Origin of the sequence: Nocardia carnea, from assembly GCF_029868855.1 — a bacterium.
Lineage (GTDB): Bacteria > Actinomycetota > Actinomycetes > Mycobacteriales > Mycobacteriaceae > Nocardia > Nocardia carnea_A.
Genome location: NZ_JARWOV010000189.1, coordinates 11,945 through 34,088, shown reverse-complemented (window position 1 = coordinate 34,088; position 22,144 = coordinate 11,945). Strand labels below are relative to the sequence as shown.

22 protein-coding genes are annotated in these 22,144 nt (G+C 68.3%); 11 read left to right on the top strand and 11 right to left on the bottom strand.

What is annotated here, in order from left to right; genetic code table 11:
- Nucleotides 1–38 precede the first annotated feature (38 nt).
- A complete protein-coding gene (locus QH195_RS17310; protein WP_280436158.1) occupies nucleotides 39–791 on the top strand; it encodes a hypothetical protein in 753 nt (250 codons plus the stop codon).
- 88 nt (nucleotides 792–879) lie between these two features.
- Here the strand turns inward: QH195_RS17310 and QH195_RS17305 are convergent, their stop codons facing one another.
- The 3 genes from QH195_RS17305 to QH195_RS17295 form a co-directional block, all read right to left on the bottom strand.
- Nucleotides 880–1,854: an alpha/beta hydrolase family esterase gene (locus QH195_RS17305; RefSeq protein ID WP_280436157.1), complete on the bottom strand. Its 975-nt coding sequence runs from the start codon at nucleotides 1,852–1,854 to the stop codon at nucleotides 880–882.
- Nucleotides 1,855–2,147: 293 nt separating this feature from the next.
- Complete coding sequence (gene mug, locus QH195_RS17300; protein ID WP_280436156.1) at nucleotides 2,148–2,705, bottom strand: G/U mismatch-specific DNA glycosylase; 558 nt, start codon at nucleotides 2,703–2,705, stop codon at nucleotides 2,148–2,150.
- Between the two features lie 105 nt (nucleotides 2,706–2,810).
- Nucleotides 2,811–3,803: a LysR family transcriptional regulator gene (locus QH195_RS17295; RefSeq protein WP_280436155.1), complete on the bottom strand. Its 993-nt coding sequence runs from the start codon at nucleotides 3,801–3,803 to the stop codon at nucleotides 2,811–2,813.
- 200 nt (nucleotides 3,804–4,003) lie between these two features.
- Here QH195_RS17295 and QH195_RS17290 point away from each other — a divergent pair, with 200 nt between their 5' ends.
- From QH195_RS17290 to QH195_RS17260, 7 genes are all read left to right on the top strand, one after another.
- Nucleotides 4,004–5,269 (top strand): Glu/Leu/Phe/Val dehydrogenase dimerization domain-containing protein, encoded by a 1,266-nt coding sequence (locus tag QH195_RS17290; protein ID WP_432278276.1) that lies wholly within the window; start codon nucleotides 4,004–4,006, stop codon nucleotides 5,267–5,269.
- A gap of 166 nt (nucleotides 5,270–5,435) precedes the next feature.
- Nucleotides 5,436–6,533, top strand: coding sequence for a WD40/YVTN/BNR-like repeat-containing protein (locus QH195_RS17285; RefSeq protein WP_280436154.1), 1,098 nt, complete (start codon nucleotides 5,436–5,438; stop codon nucleotides 6,531–6,533).
- A 4-nt stretch (nucleotides 6,534–6,537) separates the two neighbouring features.
- Nucleotides 6,538–6,810: a MoaD/ThiS family protein gene (locus QH195_RS17280; RefSeq protein ID WP_280436153.1), complete on the top strand. Its 273-nt coding sequence runs from the start codon at nucleotides 6,538–6,540 to the stop codon at nucleotides 6,808–6,810.
- 101 nt (nucleotides 6,811–6,911) lie between these two features.
- Nucleotides 6,912–8,042, top strand: a complete 1,131-nt coding sequence (gene ald / locus QH195_RS17275) for an alanine dehydrogenase (protein ID WP_280436152.1) — start codon at nucleotides 6,912–6,914, stop codon at nucleotides 8,040–8,042.
- 184 nt (nucleotides 8,043–8,226) lie between these two features.
- Entirely contained in the window at nucleotides 8,227–8,628 is a 402-nt protein-coding gene (locus QH195_RS17270) for a nitroreductase family deazaflavin-dependent oxidoreductase (RefSeq protein ID WP_280421796.1), read from the top strand.
- Between the two features lie 180 nt (nucleotides 8,629–8,808).
- Nucleotides 8,809–9,768, top strand: coding sequence for an NAD(P)H-dependent flavin oxidoreductase (locus QH195_RS17265; RefSeq protein ID WP_280436151.1), 960 nt, complete (start codon nucleotides 8,809–8,811; stop codon nucleotides 9,766–9,768).
- 100 nt (nucleotides 9,769–9,868) lie between these two features.
- Nucleotides 9,869–11,011: a N(5)-(carboxyethyl)ornithine synthase gene (locus QH195_RS17260; RefSeq protein ID WP_280436150.1), complete on the top strand. Its 1,143-nt coding sequence runs from the start codon at nucleotides 9,869–9,871 to the stop codon at nucleotides 11,009–11,011.
- Between the two features lie 106 nt (nucleotides 11,012–11,117).
- Here the strand turns inward: QH195_RS17260 and QH195_RS35085 are convergent, their stop codons facing one another.
- Nucleotides 11,118–11,675 carry a hypothetical protein gene (locus QH195_RS35085; protein WP_432278275.1) on the bottom strand — a complete coding sequence of 186 codons (558 nt, stop codon included), beginning with the start codon at nucleotides 11,673–11,675 and terminating at the stop codon, nucleotides 11,118–11,120.
- Between the two features lie 429 nt (nucleotides 11,676–12,104).
- On the opposite strand from QH195_RS35085, the gene QH195_RS17250 reads away from it, so the two are divergent.
- The gene (locus QH195_RS17250; protein WP_280436149.1) at nucleotides 12,105–13,658 is read left to right on the top strand and encodes an AMP-binding protein; all 1,554 of its coding nucleotides are present in this window, start codon (nucleotides 12,105–12,107) and stop codon (nucleotides 13,656–13,658) included.
- A gap of 92 nt (nucleotides 13,659–13,750) precedes the next feature.
- Here the strand turns inward: QH195_RS17250 and QH195_RS17245 are convergent, their stop codons facing one another.
- The 5 genes from QH195_RS17245 to QH195_RS17225 form a co-directional block, all read right to left on the bottom strand.
- Nucleotides 13,751–14,113, bottom strand: coding sequence for a cupin domain-containing protein (locus QH195_RS17245; RefSeq protein ID WP_280436148.1), 363 nt, complete (start codon nucleotides 14,111–14,113; stop codon nucleotides 13,751–13,753).
- 279 nt (nucleotides 14,114–14,392) lie between these two features.
- Nucleotides 14,393–15,685: an FAD-dependent oxidoreductase gene (locus QH195_RS17240; RefSeq protein ID WP_280436147.1), complete on the bottom strand. Its 1,293-nt coding sequence runs from the start codon at nucleotides 15,683–15,685 to the stop codon at nucleotides 14,393–14,395.
- A gap of 14 nt (nucleotides 15,686–15,699) precedes the next feature.
- Nucleotides 15,700–16,326, bottom strand: coding sequence for a maleylpyruvate isomerase N-terminal domain-containing protein (locus QH195_RS17235; RefSeq protein WP_280436146.1), 627 nt, complete (start codon nucleotides 16,324–16,326; stop codon nucleotides 15,700–15,702).
- Nucleotides 16,323–17,153 carry a fumarylacetoacetate hydrolase family protein gene (locus tag QH195_RS17230; RefSeq protein WP_280436145.1) on the bottom strand — a complete coding sequence of 277 codons (831 nt, stop codon included), beginning with the start codon at nucleotides 17,151–17,153 and terminating at the stop codon, nucleotides 16,323–16,325. The genes QH195_RS17235 and QH195_RS17230 overlap by 4 nt, the downstream gene beginning before the upstream one ends.
- Complete coding sequence (locus tag QH195_RS17225; RefSeq protein WP_280436144.1) at nucleotides 17,150–18,307, bottom strand: cupin domain-containing protein; 1,158 nt, start codon at nucleotides 18,305–18,307, stop codon at nucleotides 17,150–17,152. The genes QH195_RS17230 and QH195_RS17225 overlap by 4 nt, the downstream gene beginning before the upstream one ends.
- 63 nt (nucleotides 18,308–18,370) lie before the next feature.
- On the opposite strand from QH195_RS17225, the gene QH195_RS17220 reads away from it, so the two are divergent.
- Together QH195_RS17220 and QH195_RS17215 are read left to right on the top strand one after the other, a co-directional pair.
- Complete coding sequence (locus QH195_RS17220; protein WP_280436143.1) at nucleotides 18,371–19,186, top strand: IclR family transcriptional regulator; 816 nt, start codon at nucleotides 18,371–18,373, stop codon at nucleotides 19,184–19,186.
- Between the two features lie 390 nt (nucleotides 19,187–19,576).
- On the top strand, nucleotides 19,577–19,750 hold the full coding sequence (locus tag QH195_RS17215; RefSeq protein WP_280436142.1) for a hypothetical protein: 174 nt from the start codon (nucleotides 19,577–19,579) through the stop codon (nucleotides 19,748–19,750).
- Here QH195_RS17215 and QH195_RS17210 read toward each other — a convergent pair.
- On the bottom strand, nucleotides 19,708–20,535 hold the full coding sequence (locus tag QH195_RS17210; protein ID WP_280436141.1) for a Mut7-C RNAse domain-containing protein: 828 nt from the start codon (nucleotides 20,533–20,535) through the stop codon (nucleotides 19,708–19,710). The genes QH195_RS17215 and QH195_RS17210 overlap by 43 nt on opposite strands.
- Nucleotides 20,536–20,689: 154 nt before the next feature.
- Nucleotides 20,690–22,114: an ethanolamine permease gene (gene eat / locus QH195_RS17205; RefSeq protein WP_280436140.1), complete on the bottom strand. Its 1,425-nt coding sequence runs from the start codon at nucleotides 22,112–22,114 to the stop codon at nucleotides 20,690–20,692.
- Between the last annotated feature and the right edge of the window lie 30 nt (nucleotides 22,115–22,144).

Here is a 22,144-nt window from a genome sequence, read left to right as displayed (position 1 = left end):
TCCGAGCACCGAATCGGGCAGACAGGGAGATGTCGGCCGTGTCCACCCGCTACCGCGAAGGGGTCGACGCACATCTCACCGCGGCGATCGGCGCCGAGACCGGCTCGGATGGGCCGACCATGCCGAATCGGATCACGGTGATTCGACGACCGGCCGGCTCGGGCACTGGTGTCGGTGCGCTGTGTCAGGATGCGGGTGTGGGTGACTTCTTCGAACGACTTGTCGACCTCGAGGTGGCTGCGGCCGACGCGAGTGAGCTGGCCGAGCACATGATCGACTGGATGGTGTCGCGGCGCTGGCTGCTCCGGGAGACCTCGCGCGACGCGATGTACAGCCTCCAAGTCGACGAAGGCTATCTGCCGGGCCCCGATTGGCCGCAGATCACCGAGGATTGGGGCGCCGACTGGATTCCCGCCCCGGTCGCCGTCGTCGTCGGCCGCCACGACCACTACGCCGGACAGGGTGGCATAGCACCGGCGTCCGCGGTATGCCCACGATGTGGGGCCACCACCGTGATCATCGACTATCCGCGAGAATGGGATGCCGATCCCGTGGTATGGCAACCCTTCTCGGACGCGATCGATGCCTGGAAACAAACGGGCACCGGCGCCGCGACCTGTGCCTCCTGCTCCGCATCGAGCTCGATCACCACCTGGCAATGGGACGACGGTTTCGCCCTCGGCGCCCTCGCCTTCGACTTCTGGGGCTGGCCACCCCTCACCGAGAACTTCATCACCGAATTCGCCACGCGTCTCGGGCACCGCATCGAACACCACACCGGCAAGTTCTGAGACGAGGCGACCGGCGGCCCGATTCGGCGGCGCGGAGGCACAGCGACCCTCGCCGGGCGCGGCCGCCGATCGGTTCCGCCGCGCCGGTTCACTCCGGTAGCGGATGGGCTCGGAAGAAGTCCCAGATCAGCTGGGTGGCGTCGATCGAGGTGGTGTTGCTGCCGACGAAGACCTCCGGAAACGGGACCGTGGTGTTTCCGGGCCAGACGTGTCCGCCGCCCTGGATGGAGTACAACTCGACGTCGGCGCCCGCGGGGCAGGGATAGCTCTCGCGGTAGACGTCGGGTGTTATCTGCTCCCGAGCCGGTGCCGTGTCGCAGCCGTTGCGCCGTGCCCACCCGGCGACGCTCTCCGGGACACTCGCGGGGCCCGGTCCGTTGACCGTGGGCCCTTTGCGTTCGGTGCCCACGGAGGAACCGGTGCCGTCGGGGGAGGGAAGCAATCGGGCGTTGGGCCCCGGGCCGCCGGTGTAGGCGACGATCGGGTCCGTGGTGCCGTGGAACGCGATGACCGGTATCGGCCGGGAGGTTTTGCACCAGGCGAAATCCTGTACTCCCGCGACCGGCGCGATGGCCGCTATCCGGTCGGACAGATGGCAGGCCAGCGACGAGGTGGTGAACGCGCCCATGGACAGCCCGCTGACGAAGATACGCCGGGTGTCGACACACAGGGTCGCGCCGATATGGTCGATGAGCCCGGCGAGCCAATCCATATCTGCGCTGTGCGGTTCGAAATTCCAGCGCGGCGGCCCGGACTGCGCGAGTTGTGGTGTGACGGTGACGAATCCCCGGGCGGCACCGTAGTCGCCGAAACCGCTGGAGGCGTGGGCGATCACCGCGGGCTCCAGATAGCCGTGCAGGTCGAGCACGACCGGGCGGGGCCCCGGCGCGGCCGGGATATCCCGGATATAGGTCCCGGCCCGGACATCGGTCGCGAAGTGCTGGAGTGTACGGCCGGGTGCGGCCGCGGCCGGTGCGGCTGTGCATCCCGGCGAGGGAGCGGCGGAAACGTCTTCTGCGCTCGCGACGCCTGCGAACAGCGTGAACGGTCCGAGCATTGCCATGATCGCGGCGGTGATTCCGAGCGAACGAATCGGCGGGTGCCACCGGGTCCGACGGGATCGTGCCGCCCGGCCCGATGGGCCGGAAACGGTGTTCCACTTCACGGAAGTGAGTTTCGCACGGGTTCGGTTCCGTAGTCCGGGTATTGGGACGACCGACGAACGCCCCGCCCCGGCATCGTGGCGAACCACGGTCGCGGCCCGGCGCCGCAAAGTCCCTCGCAAGGATCGAGCGCCCGTCTGCGACCTCAGTAGTGCAGCGGCCACCGGCCTTCTCGGTGTCTCCGCCGGACCGCCTATTCCAGCGCCGCGCGCAGCGTACGGAATTCGGCGGCCAACGCGTCCAAGGTGTAGTGCGCGTTGAGGCCACTCGGATTCGGCAACACCCAGACCTCGGTTCCACCGAGCGCGTCCGGCTGCCGGCCCACAGTGGTCCGTGGCCGGCCGAACGCCGTGCGATAAGCCCCCAGACCCAGAACCGCGAGGACCCGCGGACGGTATTCGCGCACCCGGTGGGCGAGGGACTGACCCCCGTCGCGCAATTCCTGCGTGGTCAGTTCCGCAGCCTTCGCTGTCGTGCGCGGCACGACATTGGTGATCCCCAGACCCAGCCCGAGCAGTTCGGCTTCCTCGTCGGGGCGCAAGAGCCGCGGCGTGAATCCCGAACGGAACAGCGCGGGCCAGAAACGGTTACCGGGCCGGGCGAAATGGTGACCCGTCGCCCCCGACCACAGCCCCGGATTGATACCACAGAACAGCACCCGCAGGTCCGGCGCGAGTACATCGGGAACGGTTCTGCCTTCGGCGGCGGCCAGCTCGGCCGGGGTGGGGCGGTACGCAGCGGAACGTGCCATCAGGACAGTCTGCCGCAACGATCCGTGCCGTTCGAGCAGCACCCGCGCGGCACGGTGACGGCCGGCGTTCGGCCGTGTGCGGCGCGGGAGATACTCCGATCCTGGTCAGCCGAGTCCGAGGCTCCGGCCGTTCACCTCGTGGGCCGGCGGTGCCGGCGACTCCGTGACGGCAGGGGAAGGAAGTACGGTATCGGCGCCGAGGCCCTTCTCCGCGGCGGCGGTCCGGATCGCGTCCACCACGAGCAGCAGCGCGGCCCGGCGGGCCGAATTGGTGCGGTAGGCCAGCGAGACGGTGCGGGTGACGATGTCACCGAGCGCGATGATGTCCACACCCGGCGGTCGCAGGGCCAGGCCCAGATCCGACACCAGCGTCACACCCAGCCCGGCGGCGACCATCGCCATCGCGGTCGCCTGCTCCTCCACCTCGTGGTCGATCCGCGGTGCGACCCCCGCCGATTGGAACGCCAGCCGCGCCGCCTGCCCGAAATGTGAGCGGGCCGGCGCCAGGATCCACGGATGCTCGGTCAGCTCGGCGAGTGTCACGCTGGCCCCGGGCACCGCCCCCGACGGGACGGCGGCATGGATCCGCTCGACCGCGATCACCGCGCGCTGGAGGCCGCGATCCCAGGGCATCGGGTAGTTGGAGTAGTCGAGGACGAAAGACAGATCCAATGCACCGTCGCGGACCGCCGCGGCGGTCGCTTCCGGAGCGAGCTCCCGCGTCCGTAACGAGATCCCGGGGGGGGTCCGGGCGAGAGAGGTGAGCGCGTCGGGCATCAGACCGGAAGCCACCGATGCCCACACCCCGGCCGTCAATGTTGCCGTCACCGATTCGCCGGCGTCCTCGAGGGCCTGGGTCGCGCGTTCGACCGAGGCCAGGATCTCCTCGGCGTGCTCGGCGAGCAGCACACCGAGATCGGTGAGCTGCACGCGGCGGCCACGCCGTTCGAACAACCGGGTACCGACATCCCGTTCGAGCTGTGCGAGCTGCTGCGACACCGCCGACGCCGTGTAGTGCAGGGCCGTCGCGGCGGCCGTGACCGTGCCGCGTCGATGCAGCTCGCGCAACATCCGCAGGCGAGGGATCGACAAATCCATACAACGAGCCTAAGCGTTGTGCAGCAACGCTGAACAACGCCGTGAACCAACCGTAAATAGACGCACCAGCAGGTGCGACCGCACAGTTAGGGGATCGGGCACACGTCGTGGCCGGGGGACGAAGAAGTCCGGACGGAACATTCGCGCGCCGGCGCTGCCGCATGCGGTGGCGACGGCCGAGCACGAAGAGGAGGTGGTTCATCGTGACGGCGATCGACAACCCTATGGGAAGTACCCCGCACATGACCGCGCAAACCTTTCCGGACATTTCCGCGGCTCCGGCCGTAGCGCCACCGGTTCGCCGTACCGAACCGTATATGCGGCTGCAGTGGACGGATTCGCTGACAGGCGCTGTCGGCTACCTCGTCGTACACACTCTGCGCGCCGGCCTGGCCACCGGCGGTACCCGAATGCGGGCCGGGTGCACCCTACGGGAGGTGGAGGACCTGGCTCGCGGGATGGCCGATAAGACCGCCACCTTCGATCTGCCGGTCGGCGGGGCCAAGGGCGGTATCGATTTCGACCCGAAGGACCCGCGGGCGGTGGGTGTGCTCGAGCGGTTCTGCGAGGCCATGCGCCCGTGGCTCGACGCGCACTGGGTGACGGCGGAGGATCTCGGGGTCCCGCAGCACCTGATCGACGAGGTGTTCGAGAAGCTCGGCCTGGGACAGAGCTACCACGCCGCGATCAGCCGCGCCGCCGACCCGGCCGCGACCCTGGAGCGGGTCCGCAACGGACTGAACGCGGCAGTGGAGGGCGGATTCCTGCTGGGCGATGTGATCGGCGGCTACGGGGTCGCGCACGCCTGCCTTGCCGCCGCGGTGTGGCGGGGCCGGGCGCCCGCCGAGACGACGGTCGCGATCCAGGGCATCGGCACCATGGGCGGGTCCGCAGCCTATTACCTGCACGAAGCCGGAATGAAGGTCACCACCGTGGCCGATGCCGCCGGCGCGCTGTACTGCGCGGACGGGCTGGATATCCCGGCGCTGCTGGATCTGCGCGACGGTTTCGGTGAGGTCGACCGCACCCGCCTGCCCGAGGGGGTCGAACAGCTCCCGCGCGCCGCCGTGCTCTCCGCCGAGGTGGATATCCTCGTTCCGGCGGCGATCTCCTACGCGATCACACCGGACAACTCCTTCGATATCCGGGCCCGCGTCATCGTGGAGGCCGCCAATGCGGCGACCACCCCGGAGGCGGAGGCCATGCTCGCCGCCCGCGGGGTCCCGGTGCTTCCGGATTTCGTCGCAAACGCCGGGGCCGTGGCCTGGGCATGGTGGCTGCTGCTCGGCGAGGTCGACGACAACCCGGAGAACTCCTTCGACCGGCTGCGGACCACGATGCACGGCAAGGTTGCGCAGTTGCTGGCCGCGTGGGCCGAGGAAGGTGTCACTCCGCGTGAGGCGGGCCACCGGTCGGCCGACGAGCCGGAGCCGTCCGCTGTGTCCGGTCCCGTAGTCATCCCCTGAGCGCGGCGCCGGCCCGCCGAGGCGTCGGGGTCGCGCCGGAGCCCGTGCGATCATCCTGTGTGATCGCACCCCGGCGCGCCCCGGCGTTCTGTTCTGCCGGAACCTGTCGGCCCCGCGGAGTACGCTCACACGCGCCGGCGTGACGGTGACGACAGGGAGGTACGTGATGGACGTACTGCTCGGAATCGGGACGCGCAAGGGGCTGTTCCTGGCGCGCAGCAAGGACGGCCGGTCGAACTGGGAGGTTAGTGAGCCCCAGTTCGCCGTGGCCGATGTGAAGGCTTTGGCGATCGATACCCGGCGGTCGACCCCGCGCCTGCTGGCGGGCGTGCTGGACAGTCATTTCGGACCGACGATGGTGGTGAGCGACGACCTCGGCACCACCTGGAGCGAACCCGACGACGCACCCCTTGCCTTCCCGGAGGACACCGGAGCCGCCCTGCAGGGCGTATGGCAGATCGCGCCCGCAACCGCGGCGGAACCGGATGTGGTGTACGCGGGTGCCGAACCGGCCGCGCTGTTCCGTTCCACCGACGGCGGACGGAGATTCGAGCTGGTCCGCGGCCTGTGGGACCATCCGCACCGGCCGGAGTGGATGCCCGGTGGCGGTGGGCTGGCATTGCATACGATCCTGCCGCATCCAGCCGATACCCAGCGGGTGGCGGTCGCCATCTCTACCGGAGGCGTCTACCAGACCACCGACGGCGGGACGTCGTGGAAGCCGACGAACAAGGGCGTCACAGCGGATTTCATGCCGGGTGAACTGCCGGAATGGGGCCAGTGCGTGCACAAGGTCGCCGTGGACGCCGATACGCCGAGCACCATGTACCTGCAGAATCACGGCGGGGTGTTCCGCAGTACCGACGAAGGGGTGAGCTGGCAGTCGATCGACGGCGGGTTACCCGACTCCAACTTCGGATTTCCGATCGTCGCCCACCCCCGCCGCTCCGGGGTGATCTACACCTTCCCGCTGGTCGCGGATATGGAGCGCTTCCGTTTCCCGCCGGACGCCCGATGCGCTGTCTACCGCAGCGAAGACGGCGGCGATACCTGGTCCGCGCACACCGACGGACTTCCGCAGGACCCGTTCTGGGCGGCGGTCATGCGCGATGCCATGTGCGCCGACGACGCCGACCCGGCGGGTATCTACTTCGGCACCCGCAACGGCGAGGTCTACTGCAGTGCCGACGAGGGCGATCACTGGCAACTCGTCGCCGACAAACTCCCGGACGTACTCTGCGTGCGCGCCGCGGTCGTCGGATAACGCCGTGGCCCGCGTCCGTCTGCCGTCCATGCTGCGAACCTACGTCGGCGGTGCGAAGGAACTCGATATCGAGGGGGCGACCCTCCGGAGCGTTCTGGACGCCGTGCGCGAGCGTTCGCCGGGATTGGAGCGCCGGCTTCGCGACGAGAGCGGTCAGCTGCGCCGCTACGTGAACTTCTACATCGGCGACGACGAATGCCGCACCCTCGAGGGACAGGACACACCGGTAGGTGCCGATAGCGAGATCATGATCATTCCGTCGGTCGCCGGCGGGTGAACAGCGTCGTTGTCACCGCTGCCGGGGCCCACGGCGAATTCCGTGAGTGCGTCCGCGACAGTTCTCGGAAATCCTGCTGACGTATACGCGTAGGAGGAGCAATGCATATCGGCGTGCCCAGGGAACTCAAGGATCACGAGTACCGAGTCGCCATCACACCGATCGGCGTACACGAGCTCACCAGCCAGGGGCACCGGGTCGATATCGAGAAGGACGCCGGTCTCGGCTCCTCCATCACCGACGACGAATACGTCGCCGCCGGCGGGCGGATCGTCGATCGCGCCGAAGATATCTGGGCTACGGCCGATCTGGTGCTCAAGGTGAAGGAACCGATCGCGGCCGAGTACCCGTTGCTGCGTGAAGGCCTGGTGCTTTTCACCTACCTGCACCTCGCTGCCGATCGCCCGCTCACCGACGCCCTCCTCGACCGGCGGGTCACCGCGATCGCCTACGAAACGGTCCAGCTGCCGTCGGGCGTCCTGCCGCTGCTGTACCCGATGTCGGAGGTCGCGGGCTGTCTGGCACCCCAGGTCGGCGCCCACTCGCTGCTGAAGGCACAACGCGGGCGCGGGGTGCTGATGGGCGGGGTCGGGGGTGTGGCGAACTCCCGGGTGGTCATCATCGGCGCGGGGGTCGCCGGTCAGAACGCCGCCAATATCGCCCTGGGTATGGGCGCCGATGTCACGCTGCTCGATACCGACCTCGACAAACTCCGGATGTCGTTCTGGCGCTACCACAACCGGGTCCACGGGCTCGCGTCTTCCCGCCTGGCCGTCGAACAGCAGGTCGAGCAGGCGGATCTGGTGATCGGCGCGGTGCTGATCCCGGGTGCGTCGGCGCCCAAACTCGTCGGCAACGACCTGGTCGCACGGATGAAACCGGGGTCCGTACTGGTCGATATCGCCATCGATCAGGGCGGGTGCTTCGAGGATTCGCGGCCGACCACACATTCCGAACCCACCTTCCCGGTGCACAATTCGACCTTCTACTGCGTGGCGAATATGCCCGGTGCCGTGCCGAACACCTCGACCTACGCCCTCACCAATTCGACCCTTCCCTATGTGGTCGCCCTCGCGAACAAGGGCTGGCGTGTGGCGCTGCGCGACGATCCGGCGCTGGCCAAGGGTCTCAACACCCATTCCGGCACCGTGACCAACGACCCCGTGGCCGAGGCGCATCGACTTACCCCTGTCACGCCCGGCGATGTTCTCGACTGTCGGGATCGCAGGTAGCGGTAATTCCCGGCGCGGGGAACCGGTGCGGCGAGTTCGGAGAAACCGCCCACGCTGTCTCTCGGACAAGGGCTCGCCGACCTGCCGGACCGAACGAAAATGCCGGGTATCGCCGCGCTCCGCACTGTCTCCGCAGGTGTGTAACGCAGGAACCGGTGACCCCGAGTGAAGGGAGGTGTTCCGGATGCCCGCGCCCCGATGGATCGCTCGCGTGAACAAGGCCGGTCTGAATCGGATTACGCGGTTCATCGCACCGTGGGCACCGGGCTGGGCGATTGTCGTCCATCGCGGACGCCGCTCCGGCCGGATATTCCGGACCCCGCTGTGGGCCTTCCGGCGCGACGGCGGGTACGTGATCGCGTTGACCTACGGCGCCGAATCGGACTGGGTGCGTAACGTTCTCGCCGCGGGCGGTGGCGAACTGGAATCGCGGCGACGGCGCTGTGTGATCGGCTCGCCGCGCGTCTACCGGGACGAAGCCGCCGGTGATATGCCGCCGTTCATCCGGTTCATGGTGCGCCGGGTGATCAAGGCGCCGGAATTCCTCCGGGTCGAGGTGATCGGCGAGAGGGAGATATCGAAATAGTTCGACACCGGACCGGGTCCCGCGCGGGTCACGGCAGCGCCCACGGCGGTGGCCTGCTCCTCAGCGTCGACCCTGCCGGGGTGAGTAGCCGCCGGAGATGGCCGGAACGGCAGGTACGGTCACGGGGTCGAACCGAGTCCGGTATCCCGATGCCGGCGCAGACGAGCGAGGTGGACCGTAGTGCTGTCGACGCCCTGGTCGCGGGAGATGGGGTTACGCGCACCGATAGTCAGTGCCCCGATGGGTGGTGTGGCCGGTGGCCGGCTGGCGGCCGCCGTCACCGCCGCCGGTGGCCTGGGGATGATCGGGATGGGTAGCGCGGGATCGGTCGCCCGGTTGACCGATGAGCTGGAGCTGCTCGGCGCGGTGACCGGGCCGTTCGGTATCGGGCTGGTCGACTGGGTGCGGGACCGGGAGCCGGAACTGCTCGCCGCCGCGCTCGCCGCGCGGCCGACCGTTGTCTCGATCGGTTTCACCGACGATTTCACCTGGGTCGAGCGGCTGCACCGGCACGGAGTCCTGGCGGTGACCCAGGTCTACGACGCGGAACAGGCACGTCGCGCCGCCGGCGCCGGGGTGGATGTTCTCGTCGCGCGGGGTGCCGAGGGCGGCGGTCACGGGGCGCCGCTGCTGGGCACCTTGCCGTTGCTCGATGCCGTTCTGGGTGCCGTCGATGTGCCGGTGCTGGCGGCGGGCGGGATCTCCTCCGGCCGCACGCTGGCCGCGGTGCTCGCGGCCGGTGCCGCGGGAGCCTGGCTCGGGACACGACTGTCGGCGTGCACCGAGGCACTCACCCCGGACCGCGCACGTGCGGCTCTGTTGCGCGCGGCGGCAACCGATACTGTGACCACGCGCGTCTTCGATATCGCCCAGCAGCTACCCTGGCCGGCGCGCTTCCCCTCGCGGGTACTGCGTAACGATTTCACCGGCCGGTGGGAGCACAACGAGGCCGGCTTGGACGAGAGCCCCGCGGCCCGCGACGAGCTGGCCGCCGCCCTGGCAGCCGACGATCCCGCGGTGGCCCCCGTCGACGCGGGTCAAGGAGTCTGGGTACTGACCGAGAGTGCTCCGGTGGGCGAGGTGATCGACGAACTGTGTTCGGCCGCGGAACGTGCGCTGCGCAGCTGGTCCACGCACTGAAAACGCTGCGGGACAATCGCTTCGGCAGACGTCGAGTAGGCCGAGCGGGCCGCGTCGGAGTCGGACTCGGGCGGCGGGGCGCCGCGCGTAGGCTCGTACAGTGAAACAACTGACGATCGGTGCCATTGCGACCTCCCACAAGGAGGACGAGCATCGGCTCGCGATCCATCCCGCGCATTTCGCGCGGATCGACCCGGCAACCCGCGCGGGTATCTTCCTCGAGTACGGCTACGGTGCCCGGTTCGGCTATTCCGACGAGCAGCTGGCGCCGCTGGTCGCCGGGCAGCGGACGCGCGCCGAGCTGGCGGCCGAATGCGATGTGCTGTTGCTGCCCAAACCGATGCCCGAAGACCTCGAGACGCTGCGGCCCGGCCAGGTTGTCTGGGGTTGGCCGCATTGTGTGCAGGATCCCCTCATGACTCAGCAGGCCGTCGATCGTGGCCTGACCCTGATCGCCTGGGAAGCGATGAACCACTGGACCCCCACCGGGGATTTCGGACTGCACGTCTTCCACAAGAACAACGAGCTGGCCGGCTACTGCTCGGTTCTGCAGGCACTGGCACTGCAGGGTGTCACCGGCGACTACGGCCGCAGACTGCGCGCCGCCGTCATCAGTTTCGGCGCCACCGCCCGGGGCGCGGTGCGGGCGCTGTCGGCGCTGGGAATCAGTGATGTCACGGTGCTCACGCAGCGCAGTGTCGCGGCGGTGGCGTCACCGTTCGCGTCGGTACGGATGCAGAACTTCCAGCGCGACCCGCGCAGCCCGGGCCGCACACTGGCCTTGAAGGATCCGGAGCCGGGACCGCTGGCCGAAATGCTCGCCCACTACGACGTGATCGTCAACTGCATGTTCCAGAACACCGAGGCGCCACTGCTTTTCGTACTGAACGAAGAACTCGGGCTGTTCCCCCGCGGGACCCTGTTCGTCGATGTCTCCTGTGACGCGGGTATGGGATTCGAATGGGCCCGCCCCACCTCGTTCGCCGACCCCATGTTCACTGTCGGCGACGATCTGCACTACTACGGTGTCGACCACAGCCCGTCCTACCTGTGGAACTCCGCGACCTGGGAGAACTCCGAAGCCCTGCTGGAATACCTGCCGGTGGTCATGGGCGGACCGGCGGCCTGGGACGGCAACGAGACCATCCGGCGCGCGATAGAGATCCGCGACGGTCGTGTCCGGAACCCGCGGATTCTCACCTTCCAGGGTCGTGCCGCGGCCCATCCCTACGCGATGATCTGAGCCGGGCGGCCGCCGGGCCGCACCGCTGTGGCGCGGTACCGGGTAATGGGCGATGTCGCCGGTCGCCCGGCCCAGTACGCCCGGGCCGGAGCCGGGTGACCCGGGATCAGCAGGTCACGTGCACATCGGCGGCCGAATCGAACGAGACGTGCACATGGTCGTAATGGTTCTGGGTCGGACTTCCGCGGTCTTCCATATACGACCAGCCGCTGCCGTCGTTGTACCGCTGCTGCCAGATCACATAGGTGACACCGAACCGCTCCTTGTTGGCGAGGACGAAATCGGCGATCGCATCGCCGTGCGCCGGATCGGAGGTCATGAAGTCGAGCGCCAGGCCGGCGCCGTGCTCACCGTCGTAGCGGCCGTCGGCGCCGCCGATATCGGCGACGCCGAATGTCTGGCCGATCAGGTTGCCCACCTGGGCCACATGCGGTTGTGTTCCGGCGAGCACCGTGGAACACGGGATCAGGGGAGGTGGCGGGGGCGCATGACGCTTTGCGTACCTGGCCGGTTCCCGTGGCTTGTCGACTGCCGCGACGGCCTCGGCCGATGGTGGAGCGGACGGGGCCGGGGTTTCCGCCGCGGCGCCCATACCGGCCGCAGGGGCAGCCTGCGTATCCGCTGCTACCGCGGTGGCTTGCGGAGTCGGTGCGGGACGGGCCATCACCGACAGCGCGATGACGGCCGTTGCCGCGACCGTGCTCCCGGCGAGGGGAGCGATCTTCCGGGCTCGGGCCGGCTTGCGATGTTGACCAGGCATGATGGTGACTACTCGTAACGCTCGGAGACAAGATCACCGTTAGATTACGAAATGGTCGCGGCAAAGTCACGGCAACAGGCTGGCGTACTCGAGTCATCGGCCGGAAGCCCCATGGCACGCGCAATCGCGGGTGGCGCCGGCCGTTCGTGACCGTGCCGATGACGATTTGCCCGGGTGCCGGCCGGCGATCCGGGACCGGGCCTCGTATACCTGTCCGTGGTCCGCAATGAGGATTCCGGCCCCGGTCCTGCCGTTCCGAAGAGACAATCGTCGGACCGCCGGAAGGTCCGCGGACCGGTTTCGGCGGGCGTACGCACGATCCGTAGGAGGGCCATGTTCGTCCCGTTCAGTGTCGCCGATTTCCTCGACCGCGCCGAAACCGTGTACGGCGACCGTATCGGTGTGGTCGACGAACCCGCGCAGCCCGCGCCCACCCAGGGTTCGCTGACCTACGCCCAGGTCGCGAGCCTGGCCCGCAGGCAGGCCGCCAGGCTCGACGAGCTCGGAATCGGGGCCGGTGAACGGGTCGCGATCGTCAGCCACAATTCGAGCCGGTTGCTCACCTCCTTCTTCGGTGTCAGCGGATGGGGCCGGGTGCTGGTGCCGATCAACTTCCGCCTGCGCCCGGATGAAGTGCGTTATATCGTCGAGGATTCCGGCGCCCGCGTCCTCTACGTCGACCCGGAGCTGGCGGATTCGCTGGCCGGGATCGAGTGTGAGCACACATTCGTCCTCGGTTCCGACTCCGACCTCTACGCGCCGCCCGGCTCGGTACCGCGACCGTGGGAGCCCGACGAATCCGCCACCGCCACCATCAACTACACCTCCGGCACCACCGCCCGCCCGAAGGGGGTGCAGATAACCCACCGCAATATCTGGGTCAACGCCGTCACGTTCGGTCTGCACGCCACGATCAGCGACCGCGACGTCTACCTGCACACCCTGCCGATGTTCCATGCCAACGGGTGGGGTCAGCCGTTCGCGATGACCGGTGTGGGCGCCCGGCACATCGTCCTGCGCAAAATCGACGGCGCCGAGATCCTGCGACGCGTCCGCGATCACGGCGTCACGGTGATGTGCGCGGCCCCCGCGGTCGCCGCCGCGGTCCTCGACGCCGCACAGACCTGGGAGGGCGAGATCCCCGGCCGCGACCGGGTGCGGATCATCATGGCGGGTGCGCCGCCGCCGACGAAAACCGTCGCGCGCGTCGAACAGGAACTCGGCTGGGAGTTCATCCAGATCTACGGCCTCACCGAAACCTCTCCGCTGCTCACCGTCAATCGCACACGCGCCGAATGGGACGATCTGGACCCCGAGACCAAGGCCGCGAAACTGACCCGCGCCGGCGCTCCGGCGCTCGGTGTCCGGCTGCGGATAGAAGAGTCGGAGGAGGGTGCGGGGGAGGTGCTGGCCCGATCGAACGTGGTGATGGACGGTTACTGGGGCCGGCCGGAGGAAAGTGCGGCGGTACTCGACGGCGGGTGGTTCCGCACCGGTGACGGCGGTGCGGTCGGAGCCGACGGCTATCTGACCATCGCCGATCGCAAGAAGGATGTGATCATCACCGGCGGCGAGAACGTCTCCTCGATCGAAGTCGAGGATTGCCTGTTCTCCCATCCTGCCGTCGCGGAGGTGGCGGTGATCGCGGTGCCGAGCGAGAAATGGGGCGAGACGATCAAGGCCCTGGTCGTGCTCGACCCGGATGCGGACCCGGGTACCGCGACCGAATCGGCGCTGATCGCCTGGTGCAAACAGCGGCTGGCCGGCTACAAGGCGCCGACCTCGGTCGAGTTCCGGGACGAACTGGCCCGGACCGCCACCGGGAAGCTGCAGAAATTCAAACTACGCGAGCCGTATTGGAGCGGGCGGGACCGCCAGGTCAGCTGACACCCGCCCCGGTGGTGTGCCGGCCACGAGATCGGTACACCACCGCCGGACCGGATGTCTTGTCCGGTGGGCGAGCCGGTGCTCGGCCGGAATCACCGCTTGGCGTAGTCGGCGACACCCTGCCAGTCGATCATGACGCAGGGTTCGTCTCCCACGGTCCAGGCATCGTGCCCGGGCGGGACGATCATGAAATCGCCGGGCCCGTATTCCTGTTTCTCGCCGTCGTCCATGACCACCGCCAGGTGTCCCGAGACGCAGTAGCCCATATGGGGCGCCTGGCAACTGTCGGTGCCGGCGATCGGTTTGACATGTTCCGACCACTGCCAGCCGGGTTCGAAGACGGCCCGGCCCACCGGGCCGGCCCCGAGATTGACGAGATCGAGTTGACCCTTGCCCGCCTCGAAGGGGCGGGTTTCCTCGGGCGAATCGAAATTCTTGCGTACCAAACGGGACATGACCGTTCTCCTCGGTACTAGTGCCCCCGTTCCAGCTCGGCGCTCCGTTGCGACCGAAGGCTGACGCGCGGTCGACAGCCGATTGCGCCGCCCGCGCATTGTTCGTTCTGCGATCTCGGCACGACCGCGAATCCGTCGCGCCGAGTTGCGCCGGTGCGAGCCACCTCCACCTGCGCCGCTGCCGACCCACACTCGGGTAACAAAATGTGATGGGAGTCATATTTTACGGTGGTGGGTACGGCAGCGGCAAGGTGCGTCGCACTCCGATGTGCCGGCCGGCTACCGGGAAATCGAATCCAGGGATGCTCCGGTGGGCCAACCCGCCGCCGCACCGGCCACCGGGTCGGCTGTGGTGAGCGGGATGGGCTCGAACATCGCCGGTTCGTCCTCGGGGAACAGCGCGGTGGGACCGTAGATCCAGTCGGTGAACGAGTAGTCGTCGGTCTTCCGGGCCCGCAGCAGTACGTTCCGTTGTGCGCGCTCGCGGCCGTCGAGATGCCATAGTTCGCCCCAGACCCGCGCGGTCAGCACCACCCGGCGGCAGTGTTCCGGGCGCACCGCCTGATAGGCGGCGAGGGCACCGGCCCAATCGACCGCGCCGTCGGTGCTGCGGAGGCGCTCGGCATGTTCGGCGAGTACCCAACCGTCCTCGATCGCCATGATCGCGCCCTGGGCCATGTACTGCAGCGGCGGATGGGCCGCGTCCCCGAGCAGTGCGATCCGGCCGTCCACCCACGTGTCGATGGGGTCACGGTCGTACATCCGCCACCATTTGTCCCGCCACATATGCGGTAGCCGCTGCTGGACGAAATCGCACGTCCCGGTGAACGCGGTATCGAGTTCGCCGGGAGTTCCCCAGTCGGCCAGTCCGGCACGAGCCCTGGGTGATTCGAACACCGCGACCTGGTTGAGCAGGTCGCCGCCACGCAGGCCGTAGTGAACGAAATGGCAGCGCGGGCCGACGTAGACGGCCACCTCGGAGAGGTCGACCGGCTGACCGACCTCGGTGATCGGCACGGTACCGCGATAGGCGACATACGCGGAAGACACCGGTTCGTCGTCGCTGAACAGCTTCCGGGCGACCGAATGCAGCCCGTCCGCCGCCAGCACGACATCCGCCTCGTGCACGGCTCCTGTATCGGTTGTCGCGGCGGCCCTGCCGGAATCCTGCGTGTAGGACACCACCCGCTGCTCGGTGCGCAGCTCGACACCCGATTTCCGGCACGCGTCCAGGAACAGGGCGTGCAGATCACTACGGTGGATGACGAGGTACGGGAAGCCGTACTTCCGTTCGAGGTCGCGCAGGTCGAGCGCGGTCAGCTCGCTACCGTCGACCGCGTCGCGCATGACCATCCGGTCGGGTACCACGCCGCGGGCCTTCGCCTCGTCGAGCAGACCGTAATCGTCGAGGATGCGGGTGCAGTTGGGCGCCAGCTGAATACCCGCGCCGACCTCACCGAATAATTTCGACCGCTCTAGGACCCGCACCCGCAGGCCGAGCCGGGACAGCGCGAAAGCGGTACTCAGCCCGCCGATTCCGCCGCCGACGATGACGATATCCGGGGTGCTCACAGTGCAGCCCTCCTCTACAGCCATGGGCCGAGGTCTGCGACGTCGGCGAGCGAATGGGGACGACCGGCGAGGTAGGCGGCCACCTCCGGCAACGGACCGGCGGGTACCTCCTCGAGGCCGCGTTTGCCCCGGATATCGGCGATCAGCGCGGTGAGGAAATCGTCGGGAAGATCCGCGAAGGTGGTGTCCGAGCCGAGGTCGACGGCATGGACACACACCTCGCGTGCCCGCAGCCACGGGATCTCCGTGGCCGGGACGGTCCGGCCCTGAGCAGTGACGACTTCGGTGCGCCACTGTTCGCCGGTCAGGGCGGCCATGGCGGCGCCCAGCCGGTGTGCCGATGCGTTGAGCCATTCCGTCAGTTCGGCGGCGGACCGTTGTGCGCCGGCTGCGATATCGGCATTGCGCTGCTCGGCCGAGGTGTACATGGGGGTGCGCTCACCGGTTTCGGCCCAGCGCACGAGGTTGCCGAGCGCGTCCGCGTTGGCGGCCACATGAGCCACCAGATGTTTACGTGTCCAGCCGGGCAAGATGCTCGGCTGCGGGAGTTGCTGTTCGCCGAACCGGGCAATCTGTGCCGTGAACAGCGCCGTTCCGTGCTCGACCCAGGCCAGTGCATCGGCGTGCGTGCGTGTACTCACGAGGCTTTCACGACCTTGTTGGTGCACGCTCCCAGGCCCGCGATCCGCGTCACGACCGTTTCGCCGCCGGCGAGGTAGATCTTGGGGTCGCGGGCATGGCCGACTCCGGCGGGGGTTCCGGTGGCGATCAGGTCGCCAGGATTGAGCCGGATCACCGTCGAGACGTACTGCACCAGATGCACCGGATCGAACAGGAGCGTGCCCGTATCGTCGCGCTGCATGACCTCGCCGTCGACCAGGGTTTCGACCTCGAGGGCCGGACGGACCCCGCCGACCTCGTCGGGTGTCACGACATAGGGGCCGACCGGAGTGGAGGAGTCCCAGATCTTGCCTTGCGTCCATTCGACGGTCCGGAACTGCCAGTCCCGCACCGAAATATCGTTCATGACAGTGAAGCCCGCGATGGCGGCGGCGGCCTGCTCCTCGGTGGCCCGGCGCACCGGTGCACCGATCACCACCACCAGCTCGACCTCCCAGTCCAAGGCGTCCGTTTCCGCGGGCTTCACGATCGGATCGTTCGGACCGATGAGGCTGTCGGCGAACTTCGGGAAAAGCGTCGGATAGCTGGGAAGTTCGCGGCCCATCTCCTTGATGTGGTCGGTGTAGTTGTGCCCGACGCAGATCACCTTCGACGGGTTCGGCACCACCGGGGCCAGATCGGCGCCTTCGACGGGCCAGGTCGCGCCGGTGGCGCCCGCGGCGACCGTCGCCCAATCGTGCTGGGCGAACAGCGCGCCCAGGTCGGCGTAACCGAGATCGACGAGGACGTCACCGTCGAGACGGACCGCGCGGGTGCCGCCGTCGACGCGGAGGGTGGCGAGTTTCATCGAATGGTCTCCTGACGGTTGAGCTGGAGTGCCTCGAACACGGGTGTGTCCGAGAAACGGAAGAGGTCGAGCGCCCCCGAATCGGAATCGGAGGATCCGGCTTCGGATTTGGCGGAGAAGGGTGCCCAGGACGGGACGACGAAAAGATCACCGCGGGTGACCGACCAGGACCTCTCGCCCACGGTGACCGTGCCGGAACCGTCGAATACCTGGTAGACCGCGGACCCGGTCTCGCGGACCGGGGCGGTTTCCGCGCCGCGGGCGATCCGGTGGAACTCCGCGCGGATCGTGGGAAGAACGTCGGAGCCGTTGTGCGGGTTCGAGAACCGCACCGCCGCATGCCCGGGTTCGACGGTGCCGCCGTACCCCTCCTTCTCCAGCAGCAACTGATCGTTCAGCGCGGCATCGGTGTGCTCCCACTTGTAGGCCAGCAACGGCGACCCCGGCGCCACCGCATCCACCGACACCGGCCGCAACCCCGGATGCCCCCACAGCCGCTCCGACCGCGACCGCTCCGGTGTGATCCGCTCAGCGTCGCTGATCTGCTCCCGCCCGAACTGGAAGAACTGCGATTCCACGACGTACTGGAACGGAATATCCAGGCCGTCGATCCAGGCCATCGGCTCCGAAGTCGCATTGTGGTGTGCATGCCAGTTCCAGCCGGCCTGGGGCAGGAAATCCCCGCGCCGCATCGGCACCGCATCCCCGTCCGCCACATCACCGCTGCCGCCGACCACGGTCCACACACCCGACCCCTCGACCACGAACCGGAAGGCGTGCTGGGTGTGCCGATGTTCCGGGGCGTCCTCGCCGGGCATCAGATACTGGATCGCCGCCCACAGCGTCGGGGTCGCGAACGGACGGCCACCGAGGGCCGGGTTGGCCAGTGCGATCGCCCGCCGTTCCCCGCCGCGGCCGACGGGCACGATATCGCCGGCCTTCGCCGTCAGGCGAAGCAGATTCTCCCACCGCCACAGATGCGGCACGGCACGCGAGCGGGGATGCGCGGGCATGAGGTCGCCGATCTCGGTCCACAGCGGGACGAGCAGCTCCTGCTCGAACCCGCGATACAGCTCCTCGAGGGCAGGGGTCACATCCGGCTGGTTCGGCGCGGCCACCGCCTGCAACCGGACGGGAGTGTCTGTCGTGCTCATATCGCCTACAGTGGCGTGCGTCGTATCAGCAGAACATCAAATTCTGGAGAGCAGAACGAGCGGATGGGTAAGACGGAACCGAAGAATCCACCGGCGTATGTCGTGACCAGCGCGGATCATGCGCTGCGGGCAGCAGTGATGCTGCAGCTGGAGGGTGGGTTGACGGTCAGCCAGGTCGCGCAACGTCTGGAGGTGGCGCGCTCTACGGCGCATCGGCTGCTGCAGACATTGGTGTATCGGGACTTCGCCGTGCAGGACGAGCAGCGGAAGTATCACCCGGGTCCGGTGCTCGAACTCGCCGCCCATTCGCAATCGCTGACCTCGCGGTTGCGGGCAGTCGCCCTACCGCACCTGCAACGGCTCGTCGATCTGGTGGGGGAGTCGGCGAACCTCACGATCCGCACCGGGGATACCGCGCGATTCATCGCCAGCGTGGAGTGCCGGCAGGCCCTGCGGGTGGGTTCGCGGGAGGGCATGGTGTTCCCGGCGCATCGCACCACGGCGGGCCTGGTCCTGCTCGCGGACCTCGACCCCGGTGAAGTGGAAGAACTCTACGCCGAGAGCCGATATGCGGAGCGTCCCGACGAACGCCCCGACCTTCCGGGTCTGCGTGCGCAGCTCGCCCGGGTCCGGCGCGCGGGGTTCGCACTCAACAACGGGTTGTCCGAACGGGGAGTGGTGGCGATCGGGGTGCCGGTGCGGGACTCCGGCGGTGCGCCGCTGGCCGGTTTGTCGATTTCGCTGCCGTCGGTCCGCTACGACCGGAATCACCTGCCCGCCCTTGTCTCCACGCTGCACCGAGTGGCGGGAGAAATCGAACCGCCGGACGGGCCACGCGCCGCGACATCGGAAAGTCGGAAAGCTAGGAACCCGCGGTAGTCGCGCCGGATCGCGTCCTGGAGCGGCGACACTTCCGGGCACCGTCACGCATCTCGACGAGATCGGGATGGCGATCGGATGCGAACGGTACGAATCGGGAGCATCGACGTTCCGGCCGACGGCGATCACTCGAATGGTCCGGCCGTCGGTCCGCCACAGCGCCTGCCGGTCGATCTGTTTCGGCCAACCGTGCCCGCGTCCGGCACAGGCGGCCGGGTCGCGCAAGCGGACGGCGGCGCAGCCCTTATCGAGCGGGGGTTCCACGGAGTTCCGCACCCGTTCGCTCATGCTCTCGTTCATCGCCGGTGCCCGATCGATCCGGCAAGGTCCCGGTACCGGGGTCGCAGGGCGGGCACCGTCCGAGCCGGTGACCCGGCGGCCGTCGCCACCGTGCTGTGGGCGTCCTGGAACGGCATCATCAGCCTCGGGTGGCGTCCGGACGAGCTGCGCCGGACCACTTCCGAACTGCGCGAGCTGCTGCGAACCGCCACCGATGTCATCGCGCTGGGGCTGCTCACCGGTCAGGAGCCGGAGCCGGGCCCCGCCGGCGGATCGGCAGAGTAGGGGACAGACCGGATCCGCGACATGATCCGGTCCACGAGTTGGTCGAGGCGGCGCTGGTGCGTACCAGCCCAGTAGATCCGGTCGCAGCCGGTGCACCGGCGGAAAGCGTGTTGTTCGCGGCGGGTGCGCGGCGGGAGCCGATCGATGATCTCGCCCTTGGCCACGTCTGCCAGGGGCGCGCCGCAGCGCAGGCAGCGGGTGAGTGGAGCCAGGCGGCGGGACAGATCGAGGCGGTCGATCACCTCTACGGTCTGCTCGACCGGAAGATCGGCGCGAACGAAGAGTCCGTGGGTGACGATCCGGCGGGCGAGCAGGCCGCGGTCCCGGGTGAGCAGGACGCGATGGTCGTCCGCGGAAATCTCGGCCAGATATGCGTCGTCGGCGTCGAATTCGCAGCGGACGTCGAGACCCATCAGTCGCAGGAGTCGTGCGGCGCCACCGAGATTGACATCGGCGAGCAGGCGCGGTTCGCGCAGCGGAGCGGGCCGTACCCGGGTGAGCGGGGCGATATCCAGGCTTTCGAACACCGGGTAGACCGTCAGCCGGTCGCCCGGATGCGGGCGGTGCCCGAAATCGACGGATTCGCCGTTCACCAGCAGCAGGTCGACCTCGGTGTGCGGGATACCCGCCGCCTCGACGACATCCTTGACGGTTTGATGAGACCGGACCGGTCGCCGCAGTACCGAGAAGCGGGAGCGAGGGGGCAGGAAATCGTTCAGTTCGGCGTAGACGCGAACTTCCAGGCTGCCGTGCCCCTCGCTGCTCGCCTCGGCGGGAGTGTGCATGATCGCCCCGTATCGGTGTCGAGTCCCCTCCGAATCCTGCGCAACCTCATCCTGCGCAACCTCGAAGCTTACTCCCGGCTTCCGAGCTGCCTTCGGGTCGTCGACCGCGCGTGCGGCCGACTGTGCGTCCTGCTGCCGCCGGGACGGACGGCGGTCAGCGGAGTTCGTCCTCCGCAGCGGCCAGGGCGGCGAACTCCTCGTCGGGAGAGCCGGCGACCAGCCGCGTCCGGCTGTACAGGCCGAAATAGATCATGAACAGCGCGAAGACGACCAAGCATCCGAAGGCTGCGGTGGAGTCCACGAGGAAGGTTGCGAACACCGAAAGCACGGCGATCACCAGTGCGAAGCCCGCGGTGACGAGGCCGCCGGGTGTGCGGTACGGCCTTTCCATACCCGGCTCCCGGAGGCGCAGCACGATATGGCTGATCATCATGAGCACATAACTCAGTGCCGCGCCGAACACGGCCATGTTGAGCAATGTCGCACCGTTGCCGAAGATCGACAGCACGAAGCCGATCACACCGGGCACGATCAGCGCCGCCGCCGGAACCTTGCGCGCGTTGGTGATCGAGAGCCCACGCGGCAGATACCCGGCCCGCGACAGGGCGAAGAGCTGCCGCGAGTAGGCGTAGATGATGGAGAAGAAACTGGCGACCAGACCGGCCAGACCGATGTAGTTCACAACCGTCGCCGCGGTGCCCGAGCCCAGCGCTTCGACGAGCGGATTACCTGATGCCTGCATCGCCGCCGCACCACCGGCACCCGGGACGAGAATCAGCACCACCGCGCCCGTCACGACCAGGACCGCCATAGCCGCGATAATGCCGCGCGGTACGTTGCGCGCGGGGTCCCGTGCTTCCTCGGCGGCCAGCGGAACTCCCTCGATCGCGAGGAAGAACCATATGGCGAACGGCAGCGCCGACCAGATCCCGAGGTAACCGAACGGCAGGAATTCGCTCGCACCCGCGGCCTCCGGGTCGGGTGCGATATCGGTCAGGTTCGACCAGGAGAAGCTGCCGATGCTCGCCACCGCGAAGATCACCAGACCCACGAGGGCGATCGCGGTGACGACGAACATCGCCTTCAGCGCCTCGCCGACACCGGCCAGATGGATACCGACGAAGAGCGCGTAGACGGCGAGATAGACCCACCATCCGTCGACGATGCCGAACAACCCGAGGGATTCGACGTACGCGCCGATGAACGTCGCTATCGCGGCGGGAGCGATCGAGTACTCGATCAGCACGGCTGTTCCGGTCGCGAACCCACCCCACGGACCCAGGGCCCGGCGGGCGAACGTATAGCCACCGCCCGCGGTCGGCAGGGCCGCGGACATCTCGGCCATACTCAGCACCATGGCGCCGTACATGGCAGCGATCACGACGGCGGCGACGGCCAGGCCGCCGAATCCGCCTTCTGCGAGTCCGAAGTTCCATCCGGAGTAGTCACCGCTGATCACATAGCCGACGCCGAGCCCGGCCAGCAACACCCAGCCGGCTGTCCCGGTCCGCAACGTCCTCTTGCCGAGGTATTCGCCGTCGATGCCGGGGCCGGGCTCGCCGGGTTCGGTGACAGTCATTGAATTACTCCCCTGCACGATGCTGCCGGT

Coding starts and splice junctions, on each gene's coding strand:
- QH195_RS17305 (WP_280436157.1), bottom strand. CDS start 1,854: ATGGCAATGCTCGGACCGTTCACGCTGTTCGCAGGCGTCGCGAGCGCA.
- mug (WP_280436156.1), bottom strand. CDS start 2,705: ATGGCACGTTCCGCTGCGTACCGCCCCACCCCGGCCGAGCTGGCCGCC.
- QH195_RS17295 (WP_280436155.1), bottom strand. CDS start 3,803: ATGGATTTGTCGATCCCTCGCCTGCGGATGTTGCGCGAGCTGCATCGA.
- QH195_RS17285 (WP_280436154.1), top strand. CDS start 5,436: ATGGACGTACTGCTCGGAATCGGGACGCGCAAGGGGCTGTTCCTGGCG.
- ald (WP_280436152.1), top strand. CDS start 6,912: ATGCATATCGGCGTGCCCAGGGAACTCAAGGATCACGAGTACCGAGTC.
- QH195_RS17270 (WP_280421796.1), top strand. CDS start 8,227: ATGCCCGCGCCCCGATGGATCGCTCGCGTGAACAAGGCCGGTCTGAAT.
- QH195_RS35085 (WP_432278275.1), bottom strand. CDS start 11,675: ATGGCCCGTCCCGCACCGACTCCGCAAGCCACCGCGGTAGCAGCGGAT.
- QH195_RS17250 (WP_280436149.1), top strand. CDS start 12,105: ATGTTCGTCCCGTTCAGTGTCGCCGATTTCCTCGACCGCGCCGAAACC.
- QH195_RS17245 (WP_280436148.1), bottom strand. CDS start 14,113: ATGTCCCGTTTGGTACGCAAGAATTTCGATTCGCCCGAGGAAACCCGC.
- QH195_RS17230 (WP_280436145.1), bottom strand. CDS start 17,153: ATGAAACTCGCCACCCTCCGCGTCGACGGCGGCACCCGCGCGGTCCGT.
- QH195_RS17225 (WP_280436144.1), bottom strand. CDS start 18,307: ATGAGCACGACAGACACTCCCGTCCGGTTGCAGGCGGTGGCCGCGCCG.
- QH195_RS17220 (WP_280436143.1), top strand. CDS start 18,371: ATGGGTAAGACGGAACCGAAGAATCCACCGGCGTATGTCGTGACCAGC.
- QH195_RS17210 (WP_280436141.1), bottom strand. CDS start 20,535: ATGCACACTCCCGCCGAGGCGAGCAGCGAGGGGCACGGCAGCCTGGAA.
- eat (WP_280436140.1), bottom strand. CDS start 22,114: ATGACTGTCACCGAACCCGGCGAGCCCGGCCCCGGCATCGACGGCGAA.